Source organism: Nitratireductor rhodophyticola, assembly GCF_019891355.1.
GTDB classification, from domain to species: Bacteria; Pseudomonadota; Alphaproteobacteria; order Rhizobiales; family Rhizobiaceae; genus Nitratireductor; species Nitratireductor rhodophyticola.
Map to the genome: position 1 here is coordinate 647439 of NZ_JAHSSF010000001.1, position 15930 is coordinate 663368.

A 15930-nucleotide genomic window follows, 5' to 3' on the forward strand; every position below is an offset into this window, starting at 1 on the left:
GGTCGAGAGCCGTCACCCCGATCTTCAAGAGATATCGGACCGTAGCGTATAATCGGCCGTCCGTGGCGTCGGTTGGTGTGAGCGTGCAATCAGCAAAAAATGGCGGAGGGAGTGGGATTCGAACCCACGAGACGGTCACCCGCCTGCCGGTTTTCAAGACCGGTGCCTTCAACCGCTCGGCCATCCCTCCGGTCACTGTCGGGCGCTTTTACAGCCCTGCCCGGCTCGGCGTCAACTCGTTCGATCCATGTCTGTGCGAATTGTGCCGGGGACCGCAGCAAAGTGTTTTCAGGCGGCCGGAAGTGCGATTTGCTTCCCGCTGCGTGCTTGCCTAGAAAGAACCTTCCAGACTCACTCAGCGCATACGCGCGAACAGGCGATCTCTTCATGGCAGACATCACCCCCGTTTTCGACGGCCACAATGACGCGCTCCTTCGACTTCATCTGAGTGGGCGGCAGGACGCCGAAGAGCTTTTTCTGAATGGTATGGACCAGGGGCACATCGACCTTCCCCGCGCCCGTAAAGGAGGCCTTGCCGGCGGCCTCTTTGCGATCTTCCCCCCGCCGCTTTCAAACATGAAGGTAAACGGGAAACGCCCCGAAGACGTTACCTTTCCGCAACTCAAACAGGCCGATGCCCTCGCCTCGACGCTTGCCATGGCTGCACTCCTGCAGCGTGTCGAGCGCGCTTCGGAGGGCCGTTTTGCGATCTGCCGCGACGCGGACGCGATTCGCGCGGCGATGGCATCCGGCGCGCTGGCCGCCGTATTTCATGTCGAGGGCACGGAAGCGGTCGGTGCCGATCTCGACCTGGTCGACGTCCTCCATGCCGCCGGGCTGCGTTCACTCGGGCCCGTCTGGAGCCGTTCCAACATTTTCGGCCATGGCGTGCCGTTCCGCTTCCCCGCTTCGCCCGATATCGGCGATGGATTGACCGAGGCCGGCAAGGCGCTGGTGCGCAAGTGCAATCGCCTGCGCATTCTGGTCGATCTCTCCCACCTCAACGAAAAGGGGTTTCGTGACGTTCAGGCGATCAGCGACGCGCCGCTCGTCGCCAGCCATTCCAACGTTCACGCCATCTGCCCGCAATCCCGCAATCTGACGGACTGGCAGATGCGCGCGATCCGGGAAACCGGCGGACTGGCCGGGCTGAATTTCTCGGTCAGTTTCCTGCGGCCCGACGGCGACACGAATGCGGATACGGAGTTCGACGTTCTGCTGAGACATCTGGATGCCATGCTCGAAGCGCTCGGCGAAGACGGGGTGGCACTCGGATCCGATTTCGACGGTGCACTGGTGCCGCGACAGATCGGAGACGTCACCGGCCTTCCGAAACTGATTGAAGCGATGCGCGCGCATGGTTATGGACGCGAGCTGATCGAGAAAATCGCCTGGCGAAACTGGCTGCGCGTGCTGGAACGCACTATTGGTTAGGGCCGTTCTGCGAAAAGCGGGCACGGGTTTTCCGTCCGGAATTGCGTAAATTCAACAGGATGGAGCGCTTTTGCGGTCCAATGAAATGCGGTAGCGCTCCGGGTTCAGTCCCCGGGTCAACACAGGAAGACAAGGATGCAGCCTTCTAGGGATATCGTCGGCCTTCTCGAGATCATGAAGGCGCTACGCACGCCCGAAACCGGTTGTCCCTGGGATGTCGAGCAGAACTTTGCGTCCATCGCGCCCTATACGATTGAGGAAGCCTACGAAGTCGCCGATGCCATCGAGCGCAATGATCTCAACGATCTCCGCGATGAGCTGGGCGACCTTCTGCTGCAGGTCGTGTTTCATGCCCGCATGGCGGAAGAAGAAAACCAGTTCGATTTCGGTGACGTGGTGGAGGCGATTACCCGGAAGATGATCCGGCGTCATCCGCACGTGTTTGGTGATGCAGAAGCCCGCAGCCGGGGCATGGCAAAGGGCATGTGGGATGAGATCAAGGCACAGGAAAAGGCCGAGCGGCTTGCGCGGCGTCGGCAGAACGGCAGCCCTGCCGAACCTGTAGCCTATCTGGATGAGGTGCCGCGCGCCCTGCCCGCGCTCATGCGCGCACACAAGCTCCAGCAGCGCGCTGCCCGCGTCGGCTTTGACTGGGGGCAGGCCGGACCGGTTCTCGACAAGATCGAAGAGGAAATCGGCGAGCTGCGCGAAGCCCTTCAGGAACGGGACGACGTTCATGCCGCGGAGGAGTATGGCGACCTTCTGTTTGCCGTCGTCAATCTGGGGCGGCATCTGGGGCATGATGCAGAGGCCGCGCTCGCCCGCACCAACGACAAGTTCCGCAGGCGCTTCGATTTCGTCGAACGTGAGCTGACAAAGGCAGGGCGCTCGCTAGACGAGGCGGATTTGACAGAAATGGAAACACTCTGGCAGCGCGCGAAAACCGAAGCGGGCTGAACGGATTTCAGCGTCGTAAAGCCCTTTTCTTTCAGATGGATAGAGCCTTTACCTGGAGGTTTTGTTTCCAGAAAGCTGCTCCTGCACGTCCTGCCTTGCGGTTTCCGTCATCCGCACCTTCAAGGAGATGCTGCCATCGTCATTGTTGCTGCGCTCGACGACTTCGCTGTTGCGGTAAATCCAGTCGAGAAGCGACATCCGCTCGGGCGAAAGCTCGATGGAAGTCATGACGACCTGGCCTGAAATGCGTTCTTCGATCAGCGCCAGAAGGTCTGAAATCCCCTCGCCCGTGATCGCGGAGATCGCCAGCGGCGCGTCGCTTGCGCGCGTTCCCTCCAGCAGCGCGCGGCGGCGCTCCGGGTCCAGGCTGTCGATCTTGTTCCAGACCTCAAGAACCCGCTTCCGGTCCGCCGCATCGACGCCCAGGTCGCCGAGGATGGCTTCCACATCCATGGCCTGGGCGGCCGTGTCGGGGTCAGAAATGTCGCGCAGATGCACGATGAGGTCAGCCTCGATCACCTCTTCAAGCGTGGCGCGGAACGCTGCCACCAGATGTGTCGGCAGATCGGAAATGAAGCCGACCGTGTCGGAAAGAATGATCGTTGTGCCATGTGGGAGCTGCACCCGGCGAAGGGTCGGGTCGAGCGTGGCAAAGAGCATGTCCTCGGCCATCACGCTAGCGCCCGTCAGCCGGTTGAACAGCGTCGATTTTCCGGCGTTGGTGTAGCCGACGATTGCGACGATCGGGAACGGAACCTTGCGGCGCTTGGCCCGGTGAAGGTCGCGCGTGCGGCGGACCTGTTCCAGATCTTTCTTCAGGCGCATGATGCGCTCCTGAAGCTGGCGCCTGTCGGCCTCGATCTGGGTTTCGCCCGGTCCGCCCATGAAGCCGCCGCCACCGCGCTGTCGCTCCAGGTGGGTCCAGCTGCGCACCAGCCGGCCACGCTGATATTCCAGATGCGCGAGATCGACCTGAAGCCGCCCTTCCTTGGTGCGCGCGCGGCGGCCGAAAATTTCGAGAATCAGGCCCGTCCGGTCGAGAACCTTGGCCTTCAGCGCCTTTTCGAGGTTGCGCTGCTGAACCGGCGTGAGCGGATGATCGATGATCACCACCTCGACGGCCTCTTCTTCAACCCGCGCGGCTATTTCCTCGAGTTTTCCCGTGCCGAGCAGCGTTGCCGGGCGTGGCGTGTTCACGCTCACGATCTCTGTAAAAGCCACATCGAGATCGATGGCTTCGGTGAGACCGATCGCCTCTTCATGGCGTGCTTCGGCGGCACGCGAAGAGGCCGCGCTGCTTTCGGCAGCCCGGCGTTCGGATGTGAGAACAGGCGATATGACGGCGGCCCGGGTGGGATCGGGCTCGAAGGTCAACCGATCGTCACCGCGCGCTGCTTCGGCTGGCTTGCGTGTGTCGGCCAATCAGGAGTCCCGATTGCTTTCCTCGGCGTCGTAAAGCTGAACGGGCTGGCTCGGCATGATCGTCGAGATCGCATGCTTGTAAACGAGCTGCGAATGTCCGTCGCGGCGCAGGAGCACGCAGAAATTATCGAATGAAGTAACAATGCCTGTGAGTTTGACACCGTTGATGAGAAAGATCGTGAGAGGATTCTTGCTCTTGCGAACGGTATTCAGGAACAGGTCCTGCAGGTTTTGAGTTCGTTCCGCCATTTTTGGTCTTTCACCCATTCGCTGCCTTGGAGCAGCCAGTAGCGCAAATATGACACGCTCCTGTCAAGAAAGTCTGCGACAGAGACTGCGTGATCAATTGATGCCAGTCGTCGCCCGTTATACCGAGCCGCATCATCATGCGCGTTGGTTAACAGCTAGGACTTTTTTCCGCAATCGCAAAAAACGCCTCTCGCAGGGACCGCGCGACAGTCCCCGGATGGCCATTGGCCACGGGTTTGCCGTCGATGCTGACCACCGGCATGACCACACTGGTCGCGCTCGTCACGAAGGCTTCGCGCGCGCTCTGGGCTTCTTCAACCGAGAATGCGCGCTCCTCGACCTTGAGACCGAGATCGTCGGCGACCTTCATGACGGTCGCCCGGGTTATCCCGCGCAGAATGCCGAAATCGGCCGGCCGCGTTACCAGGCCGCCATCCGCGGTAACGATCCAGGCATTGGTGGACGCGCCCTCCTTGACCGTTCCGTCCGGATCGACGAACCAGGCCTCCTGCGCACCAGCGTCGACCGCCGCCTGGCGTGCCAGAACGTTTGGCAGAAGGCCGATCGTCTTGATGTCGACCCGCTCCCACCGGTTTTCCGGCACCGTAATGACCGTCATCCCCTTTTCGGCCTTCTTTGCCGCGGCTTTCGGGTCCATGCGCTTGGCCGTTACCACCAGAGCTGAGCGAACCGGCGTGGTCGGGAAGGCATGATCGCGCGGTGCGACACCGCGCGTGACCTGCAGATAGACCATGCCGTTGTGAACATGGTTGCGGCGGATGACCTCGCGCATGATGAACTCAAGCGCCCCGCGCTCCACCGGCCAGTCCATGCGAAGCTCGCGCAGCGACCGGTCGAGCCGATCCAGATGCCCCTTCATGTCGATGATGAAGCCGCGGGAAATCTCGCACACCTCATAAACGCCGTCGGCGAGCTGATAGCCACGGTCCTCCACATGAACCATCGCGTCACTGTGATTCGCATAACGCCCGTTCACATAAGCAATGCGTGGCATGTCTGGGTCTCCGTCTGATGGAATCTGCGGGCTGGAATTGTTGCCGCTTATAAGGGAAATCTGTTTTGCCGCCCTGCGCCGGGTTTTTCAAGCGCCTCAGAAGAACTCCAGGCTGACGCGGAACATCTGCTCGACCTGGCGCACGGCGCTTTCGAGCGCAAAGATCACCACCCGGTCCTTCGGCTTGATCTTCAGAGACCCGCTCGGCTTGATCACCGCACCGTCGCGATAGACTGCGCCGATGCGCATTCCGTCGGGGAACTCCACCTCGCTGAGCGGCGGCCCCACAAGCGGCGAGGTCTCAAGCGCCTCGGCCTCGATGACCTCGGCCGCACCGCGCTGAATGTTGTGGACGGCGCGAATGCGGCCGCGCCTGACATGCTGGAGCACTTTCGAAATCGTCACCGAACGCGGATTCACATGGGCATCGATTCCCAGCGTTTTGGCAAAATCGTGATAGGTCGGATTGTTGATCAGAACGAGGTTGGAGCGGCAGCCGAGACGCTTGGCAATCACGCTCGACAATATGTTGACCTGGTCGTCATTGGTCAGCGCCACCATCAGGTCGGCATGCTGGATGTCGGCTTCCAGGAGCAGCTTCTGGTCGAGCGCGCTGCCATGCAGAACGACGGTGCGACGCAGCTTGTCGGCCAGCGCCACCGCGCGTTCGCGCGTGTTCTCGATCACCTTGACCTTGGTGCGGCTCTGCTTCTTCTCCATGGCGCGCGAGACGTAGAGGCCGATATTCCCACCGCCGGCGATGACGATCCGCGTTGCCTCGCGCTCTTCATGTCCGAAAAGGCCAAGCGTGCGCCGCACCTGGTCCTTGGTCGTCACCACATAGGCGAGATCGCCGGCAATGAGCTGGTCGCCCGAATGCGGGATGAAGAGCTTGCCCTCGCGCGAGACGCCCACAACGGTGGACGGCAGGTCGGGGAAAAGCTCGGTCAACTGCGCCAGCGGCGTGTTGATGACGGGGCATTCCTCCAGACATTCGATCGCGACCATCGAAACCCTGTCATCGGCAAAGCTCACCACATCCGTCGCACCCGGCAGCGCGATGCGGCGCATCACCATCTCGCCGACCTCGACCTCCGGCGAAATGATCACGTCGATGGGCAGGTGATCGCGCGAGAACAGGTCCATATAGTGCGATTGCAGATAGGACTGCGAACGAATGCGCGCGATCTTGGTCGGCACATTGAAAAGCGAGTGCGCCACCTGGCAGGCGACCATGTTCACTTCGTCGAACAGGGTCACGGCGATGATCATGTCGGCTTCGCTTGCGCCGGCGGATGCGAGCACGTCGGGATGCGCGCCATGGCCGACGAAGCCGCGCACGTCAAGCGTATCGCGAACCGCGCGAATCAGTTCCGGCGAGGTATCGATCACGGACACGTCGTTCTGCTCGGCCGCCAAGCGCTCCGCGATACCGAAACCAACCTGGCCCGCGCCGCAAATAATGACTTTCATCGCCTGTTCCCTGCCTCATCGAAGACCGGATATCGGGTCTGCAAGGCCCCTGCTCTAGCGCTTTTCCAGCGACATGGAAACCTGAAAGCCGGATGCGCGCTCCGCGCCACTAGACGCCGAGCGATTTCAGCTTTCGGTGAAGGGCCGAGCGCTCCATGCCGACAAACTCCGCCGTACGCGAAATGTTTCCGCCAAAGCGGTTGATCTGCGCCAGCAGATATTCCTTCTCGAAAAGTTCGCGCGCCTCGCGCAGCGGCAGGGCCATGATGTGCTGGTCCGACTGTGTCGGCAGGCGCGGCATGACATCGCCGATTTCCGCCGGCAGAAGATCTGCCGTGATCGGCGTATCCGGCCCGTCCCCGCGCGTGAGGATCATCAACCGCTCGATATTGTTGCGGAGCTGGCGCACATTGCCTGGCCAGTTGTGAGCCTGGAGAACGGCCATGGCATCGTTGCCCAGCGGGCGCGGTTTGATGCCGGCCTGCTCGCCGATCTGCTGCATGAAATGATCGACGAGCAGCGGAATGTCCTCGCGGCGGTCCGCCAGTGGCGGCACCACCACGGGCACAACGGCCAGCCGGTGAAACAGGTCTTCGCGGAACCGGCCGTCGGCGATCAGGGATTCGATGTTCTGCGCCGTCGAGGAGATGATGCGCACATCCACCTTCACCCGCCGCGTGCCGCCCACCCGCTCGAACTGCTGATCCACCAGAACACGCAGGATCTTGCTCTGCGTGCCGAGCGGCATGTCGGCCACTTCGTCGAGATAGAGCACGCCGCCATGGGCTTCCTCAAGTGCTCCGACCTTTCGCTCGCCGCCGTCGGATTCGGTGCCAAACAGCTCGATTTCCATGCGTTCGGGCGTGATCGCGGCTGCGTTCAGCGTCACGAACGGGCCGTTGCTGCGTGGCGAGGCGGCATGGATCGCCCGGGCGACCAGCTCCTTGCCGGAGCCGGATGGCCCCGTCAGCATGATGCGGCTGTTCGACGGCGCCACCCGTTCGATGGTCTGGCGCAAATGGTTGAGCGTTGCCGATTCCCCAACGAGATCGAACGACGCGCCGCTGCGCTTCTTCAGGTCGCTCATCTCGCGCTTGAGCTTGGAGATTTCCAGCGCGCGCTCGCAGATCAGGATCATCCGATCCGTCTTGAAGGGTTTCTCGATGAAATCGTACGCGCCACGCTTGATGGCCGACACGGCCGTCTCGATCGTGCCATGGCCGGAAATCATCACTACGGGGATGTGCGGATGCAGTTCCTTGATCTTGTCGAGCAGAGCCAGACCGTCGAGCTTCGATCCCTGTAGCCAGATGTCGAGCAGGATCAGGCGCGGAACGCGCTCAGAGATCGAGGCGAGCGCGCTGTCGCTGTCGAAAGCGGTGCGCGTCTCATGGCCCTCATCGCTCAGAATGCCGGCTACGAGCTCGCGGATGTCTTCCTCGTCGTCTACGATCAGAATATCGGAAGCCATGATTTACCTTCTTGTCGTGTCAAGAGCGCCGCCATTCTCTTCGGCGGCGGGAAGTATGATGCGGATCATCGCGCCGATGCCGCCATGGAAATCGGCGGGTGCATCGTGCAGTTCGAGGCGCCCGCCATGGTCCTCGATGATCTTCTTCACGATTGCCAGGCCGAGGCCCGTGCCCTTTTCCCGCGTGGTCATATACGGTTCCAGCAGACGCTGGCGGTTTTCACGCGGCAGTCCCTTTCCGTTGTCGATCACCTCGATCTGGATGAAGCGGCCGTTCATGCCCGCATTGATGCGGATCGCACCCGGCTGGCCGTTGCTGCGCTCGGCGGCGTCAATTGCCTCGGCGGCGTTTTTGATAATGTTGCCGAAAGCCTGCCCCATCAGGCGCGCATCAAACCGCCCCATCAGCGGCGTGTCGGAAATATGGCGCTCGAAGCTGATCTCATTGCGGGCCACTTCCACCAGGAAAGAGGCCTCACGTAATGGCTCTCGCAGGTCAAGGCGCTGAATATCCGGCTTCGGCATCCGTGCGAAGGCGGAGAACTCGTCCACCATCCTGCCGATATCGCCAACCTGCCGGATGATCGTGTCCGTGCACTGATCGAAGATTTCCCGATCGTGCTCGATAACCTTTCCGAACCTGCGGCGGATTCGCTCGGCCGACAACTGAATCGGCGTCAGCGGATTCTTGATCTCGTGAGCGATACGCCGCGCCACGTCCGCCCAGGCCATGGAACGCTGTGCCTGCATCAGATCGGTGATGTCGTCGACCGTAACCACATAGGAATGCTCGTCATCCTCGTTGACGCCCTCTTCCGTCGTAATCTGAATGTTGAAGGTACGTTCCGACCCGCCTCGAAAGAAAGTTGCCTGTTCGCGGTAGACGGGGCGACCCGACTTGCGCCCCGTCTCGAACACACGCCCGACATGCGGAAGAACGGCGGAAAGGTTCCTGTTCACCGCATCGTGGGCGGATATGCCGAGCATGGATTCCGCAGACCGGTTGACCATGGCGACCGAGCCGTCAGCCTCCACACCGATGACCCCGGCGCTGACACCGGAAAGGACCGCTTCGGTAAAGCGCCGGCGCTCGTCGATCACGTCCTTGGCGGCGATGAGCTGATCGCGCTGCGATTTGAGCTGCTGTGTCATCTTGTTGAACGTGTCGCCAAGCAGGCCGACATCCCCGTCGGAAGAGCGAACGGGGACCGTGACATCGAGATCGCCAGTCGAGACCGCCCCGGCCGCACCGATGAGCTGCCGTATCGGGCGCACAAGCCGGTCGGCCACGGCGATGCCCGTCCAGATGGCCGCCAGGACAATCGCCAGCGTCACCACCAGATAAAGCAGCGCAAAGGCGATCTGCGTATTGCCCCGGTTGCCCTCGAGAGAACGGTACTCGTCGGTGTTGGTGCGCACGATCTGGCGCGCCTTGAGCACTTCGGGATCGAGCAGCGCACCGGTGTAGAGATAGGCGTCAGGAATGTCCTGAAGCTTGTAGACGGCGGTCACCAGATTGGTGCCGCCAATCTCGTTGAAGGCGATCTGCGAGCTGTTGGCGAGGTCCATCGCCTTGGCTCCCGGGCGCGGCAATGGAATGTCTTCGACCATCTGCGCACTCATGATGACGGAGCCGTCTTCGCGAACCAGTTCGGCGTCCGCAAGACCACGCAGCATGGCCTGACGTGTCATGAAATCACGAAAGCCGTACCGGTCGAGATTGTAGAGGGTGCGCGCCTGGTCCAGTCGAACCCCCATGCTCTCGGTCGTGCCCTGCAGGCTGCGCGCATTCTGCTGCACATAGGCATCGGCAATCGAGAGCGAGGAATAGACAATCACCTTGGTGCGCAGCTCGAACCAGCGGTCGAGCCCAAGCTCCAGGGTTACCGAGGCGATCACCGCCACGAGGATCGCCGGAATTGCCGCCACGAGCGAGAACATTGCGATGATGCGCACGTGCAGGCGCGACGCCGCCCTCTGTCCCTTGCGGGATTTGTAGATGCGCAGTCCTTCGAGCACGATCAGCCCGAAAAGGAGCATGATGAAGGCGAAATTGACTGCGATCAGCAGAAGTGTTGCCCGCTCGTCAGGAGTGAACGGGGTAAGACCAAGAAGTACGGTAAAAGAAATGGCGGCGGTCACAAGCGCGCCGATAGCGGCAGCGACGCCGACGTAAAAAGTGGCTGAGCGCCCGCGCCGAACAGGCGAAGCCGCAACAAAAGGCTGCGTCGGCGAACTCTCGGACAAGCTGACCATTACCCCTGCTTCTACTCTTCCGTGCCGCATCTATGTTGCACATATGCAACGACTGTAACCGACTGGCAACAGTTGCATTTCCGAACATTGCGGCATTGCTGGGGCAGAACGGGGATCGAGGGCCATATTAACAGGGCCTGACACGGGGGCTGACTTCAGTCAAACAGCCGGTTTACGGGCATGTCAGCCCGCGCCGCGATAGATGTTGATGCCATAGTCGCGGATCTTCTTGCGCAGCGTGTTGCGGTTGAGCCCCAGAAGGTCCGCTGCCTTGAGCTGATTCCCGCCGGTCGCCGTCAGCGCCGCGATCAAAAGGGGCTGCTCCACATCCGCCAGCACGCGCTGGTAGAGTCCTGCCGGTGGAAGCTGATCGCCGAATTGCGCGAAATAGCGTTGAAGATGCTGCTCCACCGCCTGGGTGAGGGTCGTCTCTTCGGACAGCGCTTCCGACTGGCTGGCCCGCAATGCGCCGGCGGCGCGCAGTTCCTGTTCGATGATCTCGGCAGATATTTCATCCTGCGGATAGAGGGCCGCCAGACGGCGCACCAGATTCTCCAGTTCGCGCACATTGCCCGGCCAGCGATAGTTCTTGAGACGATTGAGACCCTCCGAACCGATCCGTTTGGGCTGTAGCCCTTCCTGTTCCGCCCGCGCAAAGAAGTGCCTCACGAGATCAGGAATGTCTTCCGCCCGTTCCCGCAGCGGCGGGAGGCGCAGGGGCACGACGTTGAGCCGATAAAAAAGGTCCTCACGAAAGAGCCCCTGATCGATCAGCGTTCTGGGGTCCTTGTTGGTGGCCGCGACGATGCGCACATCGGTGCGGATCGGTGTCCGCCCGCCAACCGTCGTGTACTCGCCCTGCTGCAGCACGCGCAGGAGACGCGTTTGCGCTTCCATCGGCATGTCGCCGATCTCATCGAGAAAGAGCGTCCCGCCCTCCGCCTGCTCGAAGCGGCCGAAGGAACGCGCCTGCGCCCCGGTGAAGGCGCCTTTTTCGTGTCCGAAGAGCTCGGATTCGATCAGGTCGCGCGGGATGGCTGCCATGTTGATGGCCACGAAGGGGCCCTTGCGCCTGCGGCCATACTCATGGAGCGCGCGCGCCACAAGTTCCTTGCCGGTGCCGGATTCACCGCTGATCATCACCGTGAGATCTGTCTGCATCATGCGCGCAAGAAGGCGGTAAATCTCCTGCATCGCGGCAGAACGCCCGATCAGGGGCAGTGCATCCGGCGCTTCGGCGCTGGCGGTTTCCTTCTGGCTCGCCTTCGGTTCGGAAAGTGCGCGCCCGACGATGTTGACGAGTTCCGTCAGGTCGAAGGGCTTCGGCAGGTATTCATAGGCGCCGACCTCGGAGGCGCGGATGGCGGTCATGAACGTGTTCTGCGCGCTCATCGCGACGACCGGCAGGTCCGGACGCGCCTTGCGGATTCTGGGCAGAAGGTCGAACGCATTGCCATCGGGCATGACCACGTCGGTGATCACCAGATCCCCCTCGCCCGCCGAGACCCAGCGCCACAGCGTCTCGACATTCGACGTCACCCGCACGTCATGGCCGGCACGCGACAGCGCCTGATTCAGAACTGTGCGGATGGCTGCGTCATCGTCGGCGACAAGAATGCTGGTCATGCGGGCCTATCCTCTTCGTGATGAAGGACATCCTTGCGGCGCGCTTCGCGCCAGGCGGGCATCAGAATGCGAAACACGGTGCCGCGCTGGCCGGAGGAGTCGCATTCGATTACCCCGCCATGCGCGCCGACGATCTTGGCCACCAGCGCCAGGCCGAGGCCGGACCCGTTCTGCTTGGAGGTCACGAACGGATCGAAGATGATCTGACGAAGGTCTTCCGGAACGCCCGGTCCGTTGTCGTGGACGCAGAACTCCAGCGGCAGGGCCACACGGTCGGGCGAGCCGGGTACCGACAGGCGGATGCCGGGTCGAAACGCGGTCGTCAGCCTTATCTCGCCATCGTCCCGGTCGCCGAGCGCCTCGGCGGCGTTCTTCACCAGGTTCAGAAAGATCTGGATAAGCTGATCGCGATTGGCCCATACGGGCGGCAGCGATGGATCGTAGTCCTCGACAATGCTCACCTTGCGGGCGAAACCGCTTTTGGCAACCGCCTTCACGTGATCGAGCACGAGGTGGATGTTGATCGGATCGCGCTCCACCGGCCTTTCGTCGGAAAACACTTCCATGCGATCCACCAAGGCGACGATCCGGTCCGTCTCTTCCGTGATGAGCCGCGTCAGTGCGCGATCCTCGTCGGACACCGCGTGTTCGAGCAACTGTGCCGCGCCGCGAATGCCCGAAAGCGGGTTCTTGATCTCGTGCGCCAGCATGGCCGCAAGCCCCGTGACCGAGCGGGCAGCACCCCGGTGCACCATCTGCCGGTCGATCTTGTCGGCCATGGAGCGCTCCTGCAGGAGGAGCGCGACAGCGCCCGGCACTTCGGAAACCGGCGCGGCATGAATGTCCACCATGCGCTCCGCACCGAGCCGGGGCGAAGAAATGTCGACACGGTATTCGTTGATGGCCACGCGCTGCTCGCGCACCTGTTCGACAAGGGCGATCAGCGGGCTTCCAAAGGGCACGAAATCCGCCAGCCGGCTGCGCGCGAGAATGGCTGCACCCGAGCGGAAGAAATCCTCCGCCTCGGCGTTGACCTCGATCATGAAGCCATCCTGATCGATCATCATCACAGGGTGCCGCAGCGTGTTCAGGAGCAGACTGGCGGGGCCGGTGTCCATGCGTGTGCGCTCACCCGGTCGGTTCATGCGGCCAGACGCTCCTCTTGCCTGCGAAACAGGTCGCGCAGAAGGCGCGAAATCTCGCGGTGATCGGTGCCCGTCATAATCGCCTTTCTGGACTCGGCATCCACCGCGTCGAGATGGCGTTCCATATACCAGCCGAGATGTTTGCGGGCATGCCGCGTGCCGTGCTCCGTGCTGTAAAGCACGAGCATCGCCTCATAATGGTCGATCACGTAGTCAGCGAGGTTTTCCGGCCGGCGCTCGGTATTCGAGGCCACGGCACCCGCAATCCACGGCGCGCCGTAATGCGCCCGGCCGATCATCACCGCATCCGCGCCGGAAGCCGCAAGAATGCCGGCGGCATCGTCTGCCGTGGTCACGTCGCCATTGGCCACGACCGGAATACCGACAGCCGCCTTGACTGCCGAAATCGCCTGCCAGTCCGCCCTGCCCTTGTAAAACTGGCAGCGTGTACGCCCGTGTACCGTCACCATCGCGACACCGGCATCCTCCGCGCGGCTGGCGATTTCCGGCGCATTGAGCGCATTCTCGTCCCACCCAAGCCGCATCTTGACCGTTACGGGCACCCGCACCGCCGCCACGACAGCCTCGATCAGGCTTAGCGCATGGTCGGGCTCCCGCATCAGCGCAGACCCCGAATAACCGCCCGTCACTTTCTTGGCCGGGCAGCCCATGTTGATGTCGATGATGTCGGCGCCCTGCGCTTCCGCGATGCGCGCCCCTTCGGCCATCCAGCGCGCCTCGCGCCCGGCAAGCTGCACCATGTGCACGTCCACGTCCGGCCGACGCAGGCGGCGCGCCGATTCCGCCTTGCCGCGGGCAAGTTCGCCGCTCGCCACCATTTCCGACACCACAAGCCCCGCCCCGTGCGCATGGGCGCGCGCTCGAAATGCGAGATCGGTCACGCCGGACATGGGCGCCAGAAACACCCTGTTGCGGATGGTTACGGGCCCGACAGTAAGCGGTGTCGACAGAAATTCAGTGAACGAGATGCACAAAATTAAAGCACCTTTTGCTTGTGCTTATTATTTAGCCACTTCGGGCCGCACCTGCAACACACAATTCGCTCGGAATGGGTGTCATGCAAATTCGGCTGGCCTTTCGGGGCGTGTCTTATTATGCGTCTGCCCTATGGACAAGCAGATGACTCAATCCGAAGCCCCTGCCGAACGCCCTGCCGAAACCCCGGCTCCCCGCCGGAAGGGAGAGGTCGCTGCCGTGATTGTCGCCGCCGGGCGCGGCGAGCGGGCCGGGCAATCCACCGAGGGGCCGAAGCAGTATCGCCTGATCGGTGGCAAGCCGGTTCTGCGTCACACGCTCGAGACCTTCCTTGCCGATCCCCGCATCGGGCGCATCGTGGTCGCAATCCACCCCGATGACGAGGCGCTCTTTGCCGAAGCCACGGCCGGCCTTTGCGATCCGCGGGTCCGGGCGATCCATGGCGGTCATTCCCGACAGGCCTCCACGCGGCTCGCTCTGCTTGCTCTCTACGATCCCGAACCCCAGACCGTGCTTATCCACGATGGCGTGCGCCCCTTCATCGACCGTGAACTGATCGACCGCATCATCGGTGCGGTGGAAGAGGGCCGTGGCGCCCTGCCCGCCCTTCCCGTCGCCGACACGGTCAAGCGCGCCGGTCCCGCAGGCTTCATTGCCGAAACCGTGCCGCGCCACGATCTGCACGCTGCCCAGACACCGCAGGGTTTTCCCTTCGCGCTCATTGCCGCTGCCCACGACCGCGCACACAAACTTGGCCGCGAGGATTTTACCGACGATGCCTCGATCGCCGAATGGGCGAAGATACCCGTTCGCCTCGTTGCCGGTGCCGTGGACAACATCAAGCTTACCTGGGCGCGCGACATTGCGCTCGCCGACGAGCGCCTGAACCGGCCGAGCGCCTTCCCGGATGTGCGCACCGGAAACGGTTACGACGTTCACACCTTCACCGATGGCGACGCCGTCATTCTGTGCGGCGTGAGCATACCGCACACAAAACGCCTTTCCGGACATTCGGATGCCGATGTCGGCCTTCACGCGCTCACCGACGCGCTGCTTGCCACCTGCGGCGCCGGCGATATCGGCACACATTTTCCGCCATCCGATCCACAGTGGAAGGGTGCTGCCTCGCACATCTTCCTCGAGCACGCGGCCCGGATCGTGCGCGAGGCCGGAGGCCGCATCGCCAATGCCGATGTCACGATCATCTGCGAGGCACCGAAAGTCGGCCCGCACCGCGAGGCAATGACCGCTGCGCTGTCCACCATGCTCGGCATCGCGCCGCATCGCATTTCCATCAAGGCGACGACAAACGAAAAGATGGGGTTCATCGGCCGCGAGGAAGGCATTGCTGCCATTGCCACAGCCAGCGTGATCTATCCCGGCGAGGTACCGGCGTGAGCAATTTCGAGACACAGGCCCGCGCCGTTCTTTCGGCCTGCGAAACACGCGGCATCATGCTGGCCACGGCCGAATCCTGCACCGGCGGCATGATCGCCGCGGCCCTGACGGACATCGGCGGTTCGTCGTCCGTCGTCGATCGCGGTTTCGTCACCTATTCGAACGAAGCCAAGATGGAAATGCTCGGCGTCTCATCCGAAACACTCGCCGCCCATGGTGCTGTATCGCAGGAAACGGCGCTGGAAATGGCGGCCGGTGCGCTCGCCCGCTCACGCGCTGGCGTGGCCGTTGCCGTCACCGGCATTGCCGGCCCCGATGGCGGCTCAGCGGAAAAGCCTGTCGGTCTCGTCTGGTTCGGCCTTGCATTGAAGGGCCGCGCGCCCCTGGCGCAATCCCACGTCTTTGCGGGCCGCGACCGCGCCGGCGTGCGCGCGGCAACCGTCGAGGCAGCGCTCGACATGGTTCTGGCGGCTTTGAAGGACGGCTGA

The 15930-nt window shown here is 62.5% G+C and carries 13 protein-coding genes and 1 tRNA gene; 4 read left to right on the forward strand and 10 right to left on the reverse strand.

All coding sequences use genetic code 11. The features are described from left to right. Positions 1-100 precede the first annotated feature (100 nt). Positions 101-190: transfer RNA gene (locus KUG85_RS03035), tRNA-Ser, on the reverse strand. Positions 191-387: 197 nt separating this feature from the next. Here KUG85_RS03035 and KUG85_RS03040 point away from each other — a divergent pair. Together KUG85_RS03040 and mazG are read left to right on the forward strand one after the other, a co-directional pair. Continuing rightward, the gene (locus KUG85_RS03040) at positions 388-1434 is read left to right on the forward strand and encodes a dipeptidase (RefSeq protein ID WP_065817454.1); all 1047 of its coding nucleotides are present in this window, start codon (positions 388-390) and stop codon (positions 1432-1434) included. 135 nt (positions 1435-1569) lie between these two features. Next, positions 1570-2391: a nucleoside triphosphate pyrophosphohydrolase gene (gene mazG, locus KUG85_RS03045; protein WP_223004081.1), complete on the forward strand. Its 822-nt coding sequence runs from the start codon at positions 1570-1572 to the stop codon at positions 2389-2391. A 48-nt stretch (positions 2392-2439) separates the two neighbouring features. Here the strand turns inward: mazG and hflX are convergent, their stop codons facing one another. The 9 genes from hflX to dusB all read right to left on the reverse strand — a co-directional run bounded on the left by hflX (position 2440) and on the right by dusB (position 14043). Next, a complete protein-coding gene (hflX, locus tag KUG85_RS03050; protein WP_255606266.1) occupies positions 2440-3765 on the reverse strand; it encodes a GTPase HflX in 1326 nt (441 codons plus the stop codon). 48 nt (positions 3766-3813) lie between these two features. Continuing rightward, the gene (hfq, locus tag KUG85_RS03055; RefSeq protein ID WP_007007454.1) at positions 3814-4062 is read right to left on the reverse strand and encodes an RNA chaperone Hfq; all 249 of its coding nucleotides are present in this window, start codon (positions 4060-4062) and stop codon (positions 3814-3816) included. A gap of 148 nt (positions 4063-4210) precedes the next feature. After that, complete coding sequence (locus KUG85_RS03060; RefSeq protein WP_007007453.1) at positions 4211-5077, reverse strand: D-amino-acid transaminase; 867 nt, start codon at positions 5075-5077, stop codon at positions 4211-4213. A 96-nt stretch (positions 5078-5173) separates the two neighbouring features. Continuing rightward, on the reverse strand, positions 5174-6550 hold the full coding sequence (gene trkA, locus KUG85_RS03065; RefSeq protein WP_007007452.1) for a Trk system potassium transporter TrkA: 1377 nt from the start codon (positions 6548-6550) through the stop codon (positions 5174-5176). Positions 6551-6659: 109 nt separating this feature from the next. Further along, complete coding sequence (gene ntrX / locus KUG85_RS03070; protein WP_065817456.1) at positions 6660-8021, reverse strand: nitrogen assimilation response regulator NtrX; 1362 nt, start codon at positions 8019-8021, stop codon at positions 6660-6662. 3 nt (positions 8022-8024) lie between these two features. Next, complete coding sequence (locus KUG85_RS03075) at positions 8025-10277, reverse strand: sensor histidine kinase NtrY-like (protein WP_065817457.1); 2253 nt, start codon at positions 10275-10277, stop codon at positions 8025-8027. 183 nt (positions 10278-10460) lie between these two features. Continuing rightward, the gene (gene ntrC, locus KUG85_RS03080) at positions 10461-11903 is read right to left on the reverse strand and encodes a nitrogen regulation protein NR(I) (RefSeq protein WP_223004083.1); all 1443 of its coding nucleotides are present in this window, start codon (positions 11901-11903) and stop codon (positions 10461-10463) included. Then, the gene (locus tag KUG85_RS03085; protein WP_223004084.1) at positions 11900-13048 is read right to left on the reverse strand and encodes a two-component system sensor histidine kinase NtrB; all 1149 of its coding nucleotides are present in this window, start codon (positions 13046-13048) and stop codon (positions 11900-11902) included. Before KUG85_RS03085 ends, ntrC begins: the two co-directional genes overlap by 4 nt. Then, on the reverse strand, positions 13045-14043 hold the full coding sequence (dusB, locus tag KUG85_RS03090) for a tRNA dihydrouridine synthase DusB (RefSeq protein ID WP_223004085.1): 999 nt from the start codon (positions 14041-14043) through the stop codon (positions 13045-13047). Before dusB ends, KUG85_RS03085 begins: the two co-directional genes overlap by 4 nt. Before the next feature lie 145 nt (positions 14044-14188). Here dusB and KUG85_RS03095 point away from each other — a divergent pair, with 145 nt between their 5' ends. Continuing rightward, on the forward strand, positions 14189-15442 hold the full coding sequence (locus tag KUG85_RS03095) for a bifunctional 2-C-methyl-D-erythritol 4-phosphate cytidylyltransferase/2-C-methyl-D-erythritol 2,4-cyclodiphosphate synthase (RefSeq protein ID WP_223004086.1): 1254 nt from the start codon (positions 14189-14191) through the stop codon (positions 15440-15442). Positions 15443-15498: 56 nt separating this feature from the next. Next, the gene (locus KUG85_RS03100; RefSeq protein WP_407673645.1) at positions 15499-15930 is read left to right on the forward strand and encodes a CinA family protein; all 432 of its coding nucleotides are present in this window, start codon (positions 15499-15501) and stop codon (positions 15928-15930) included.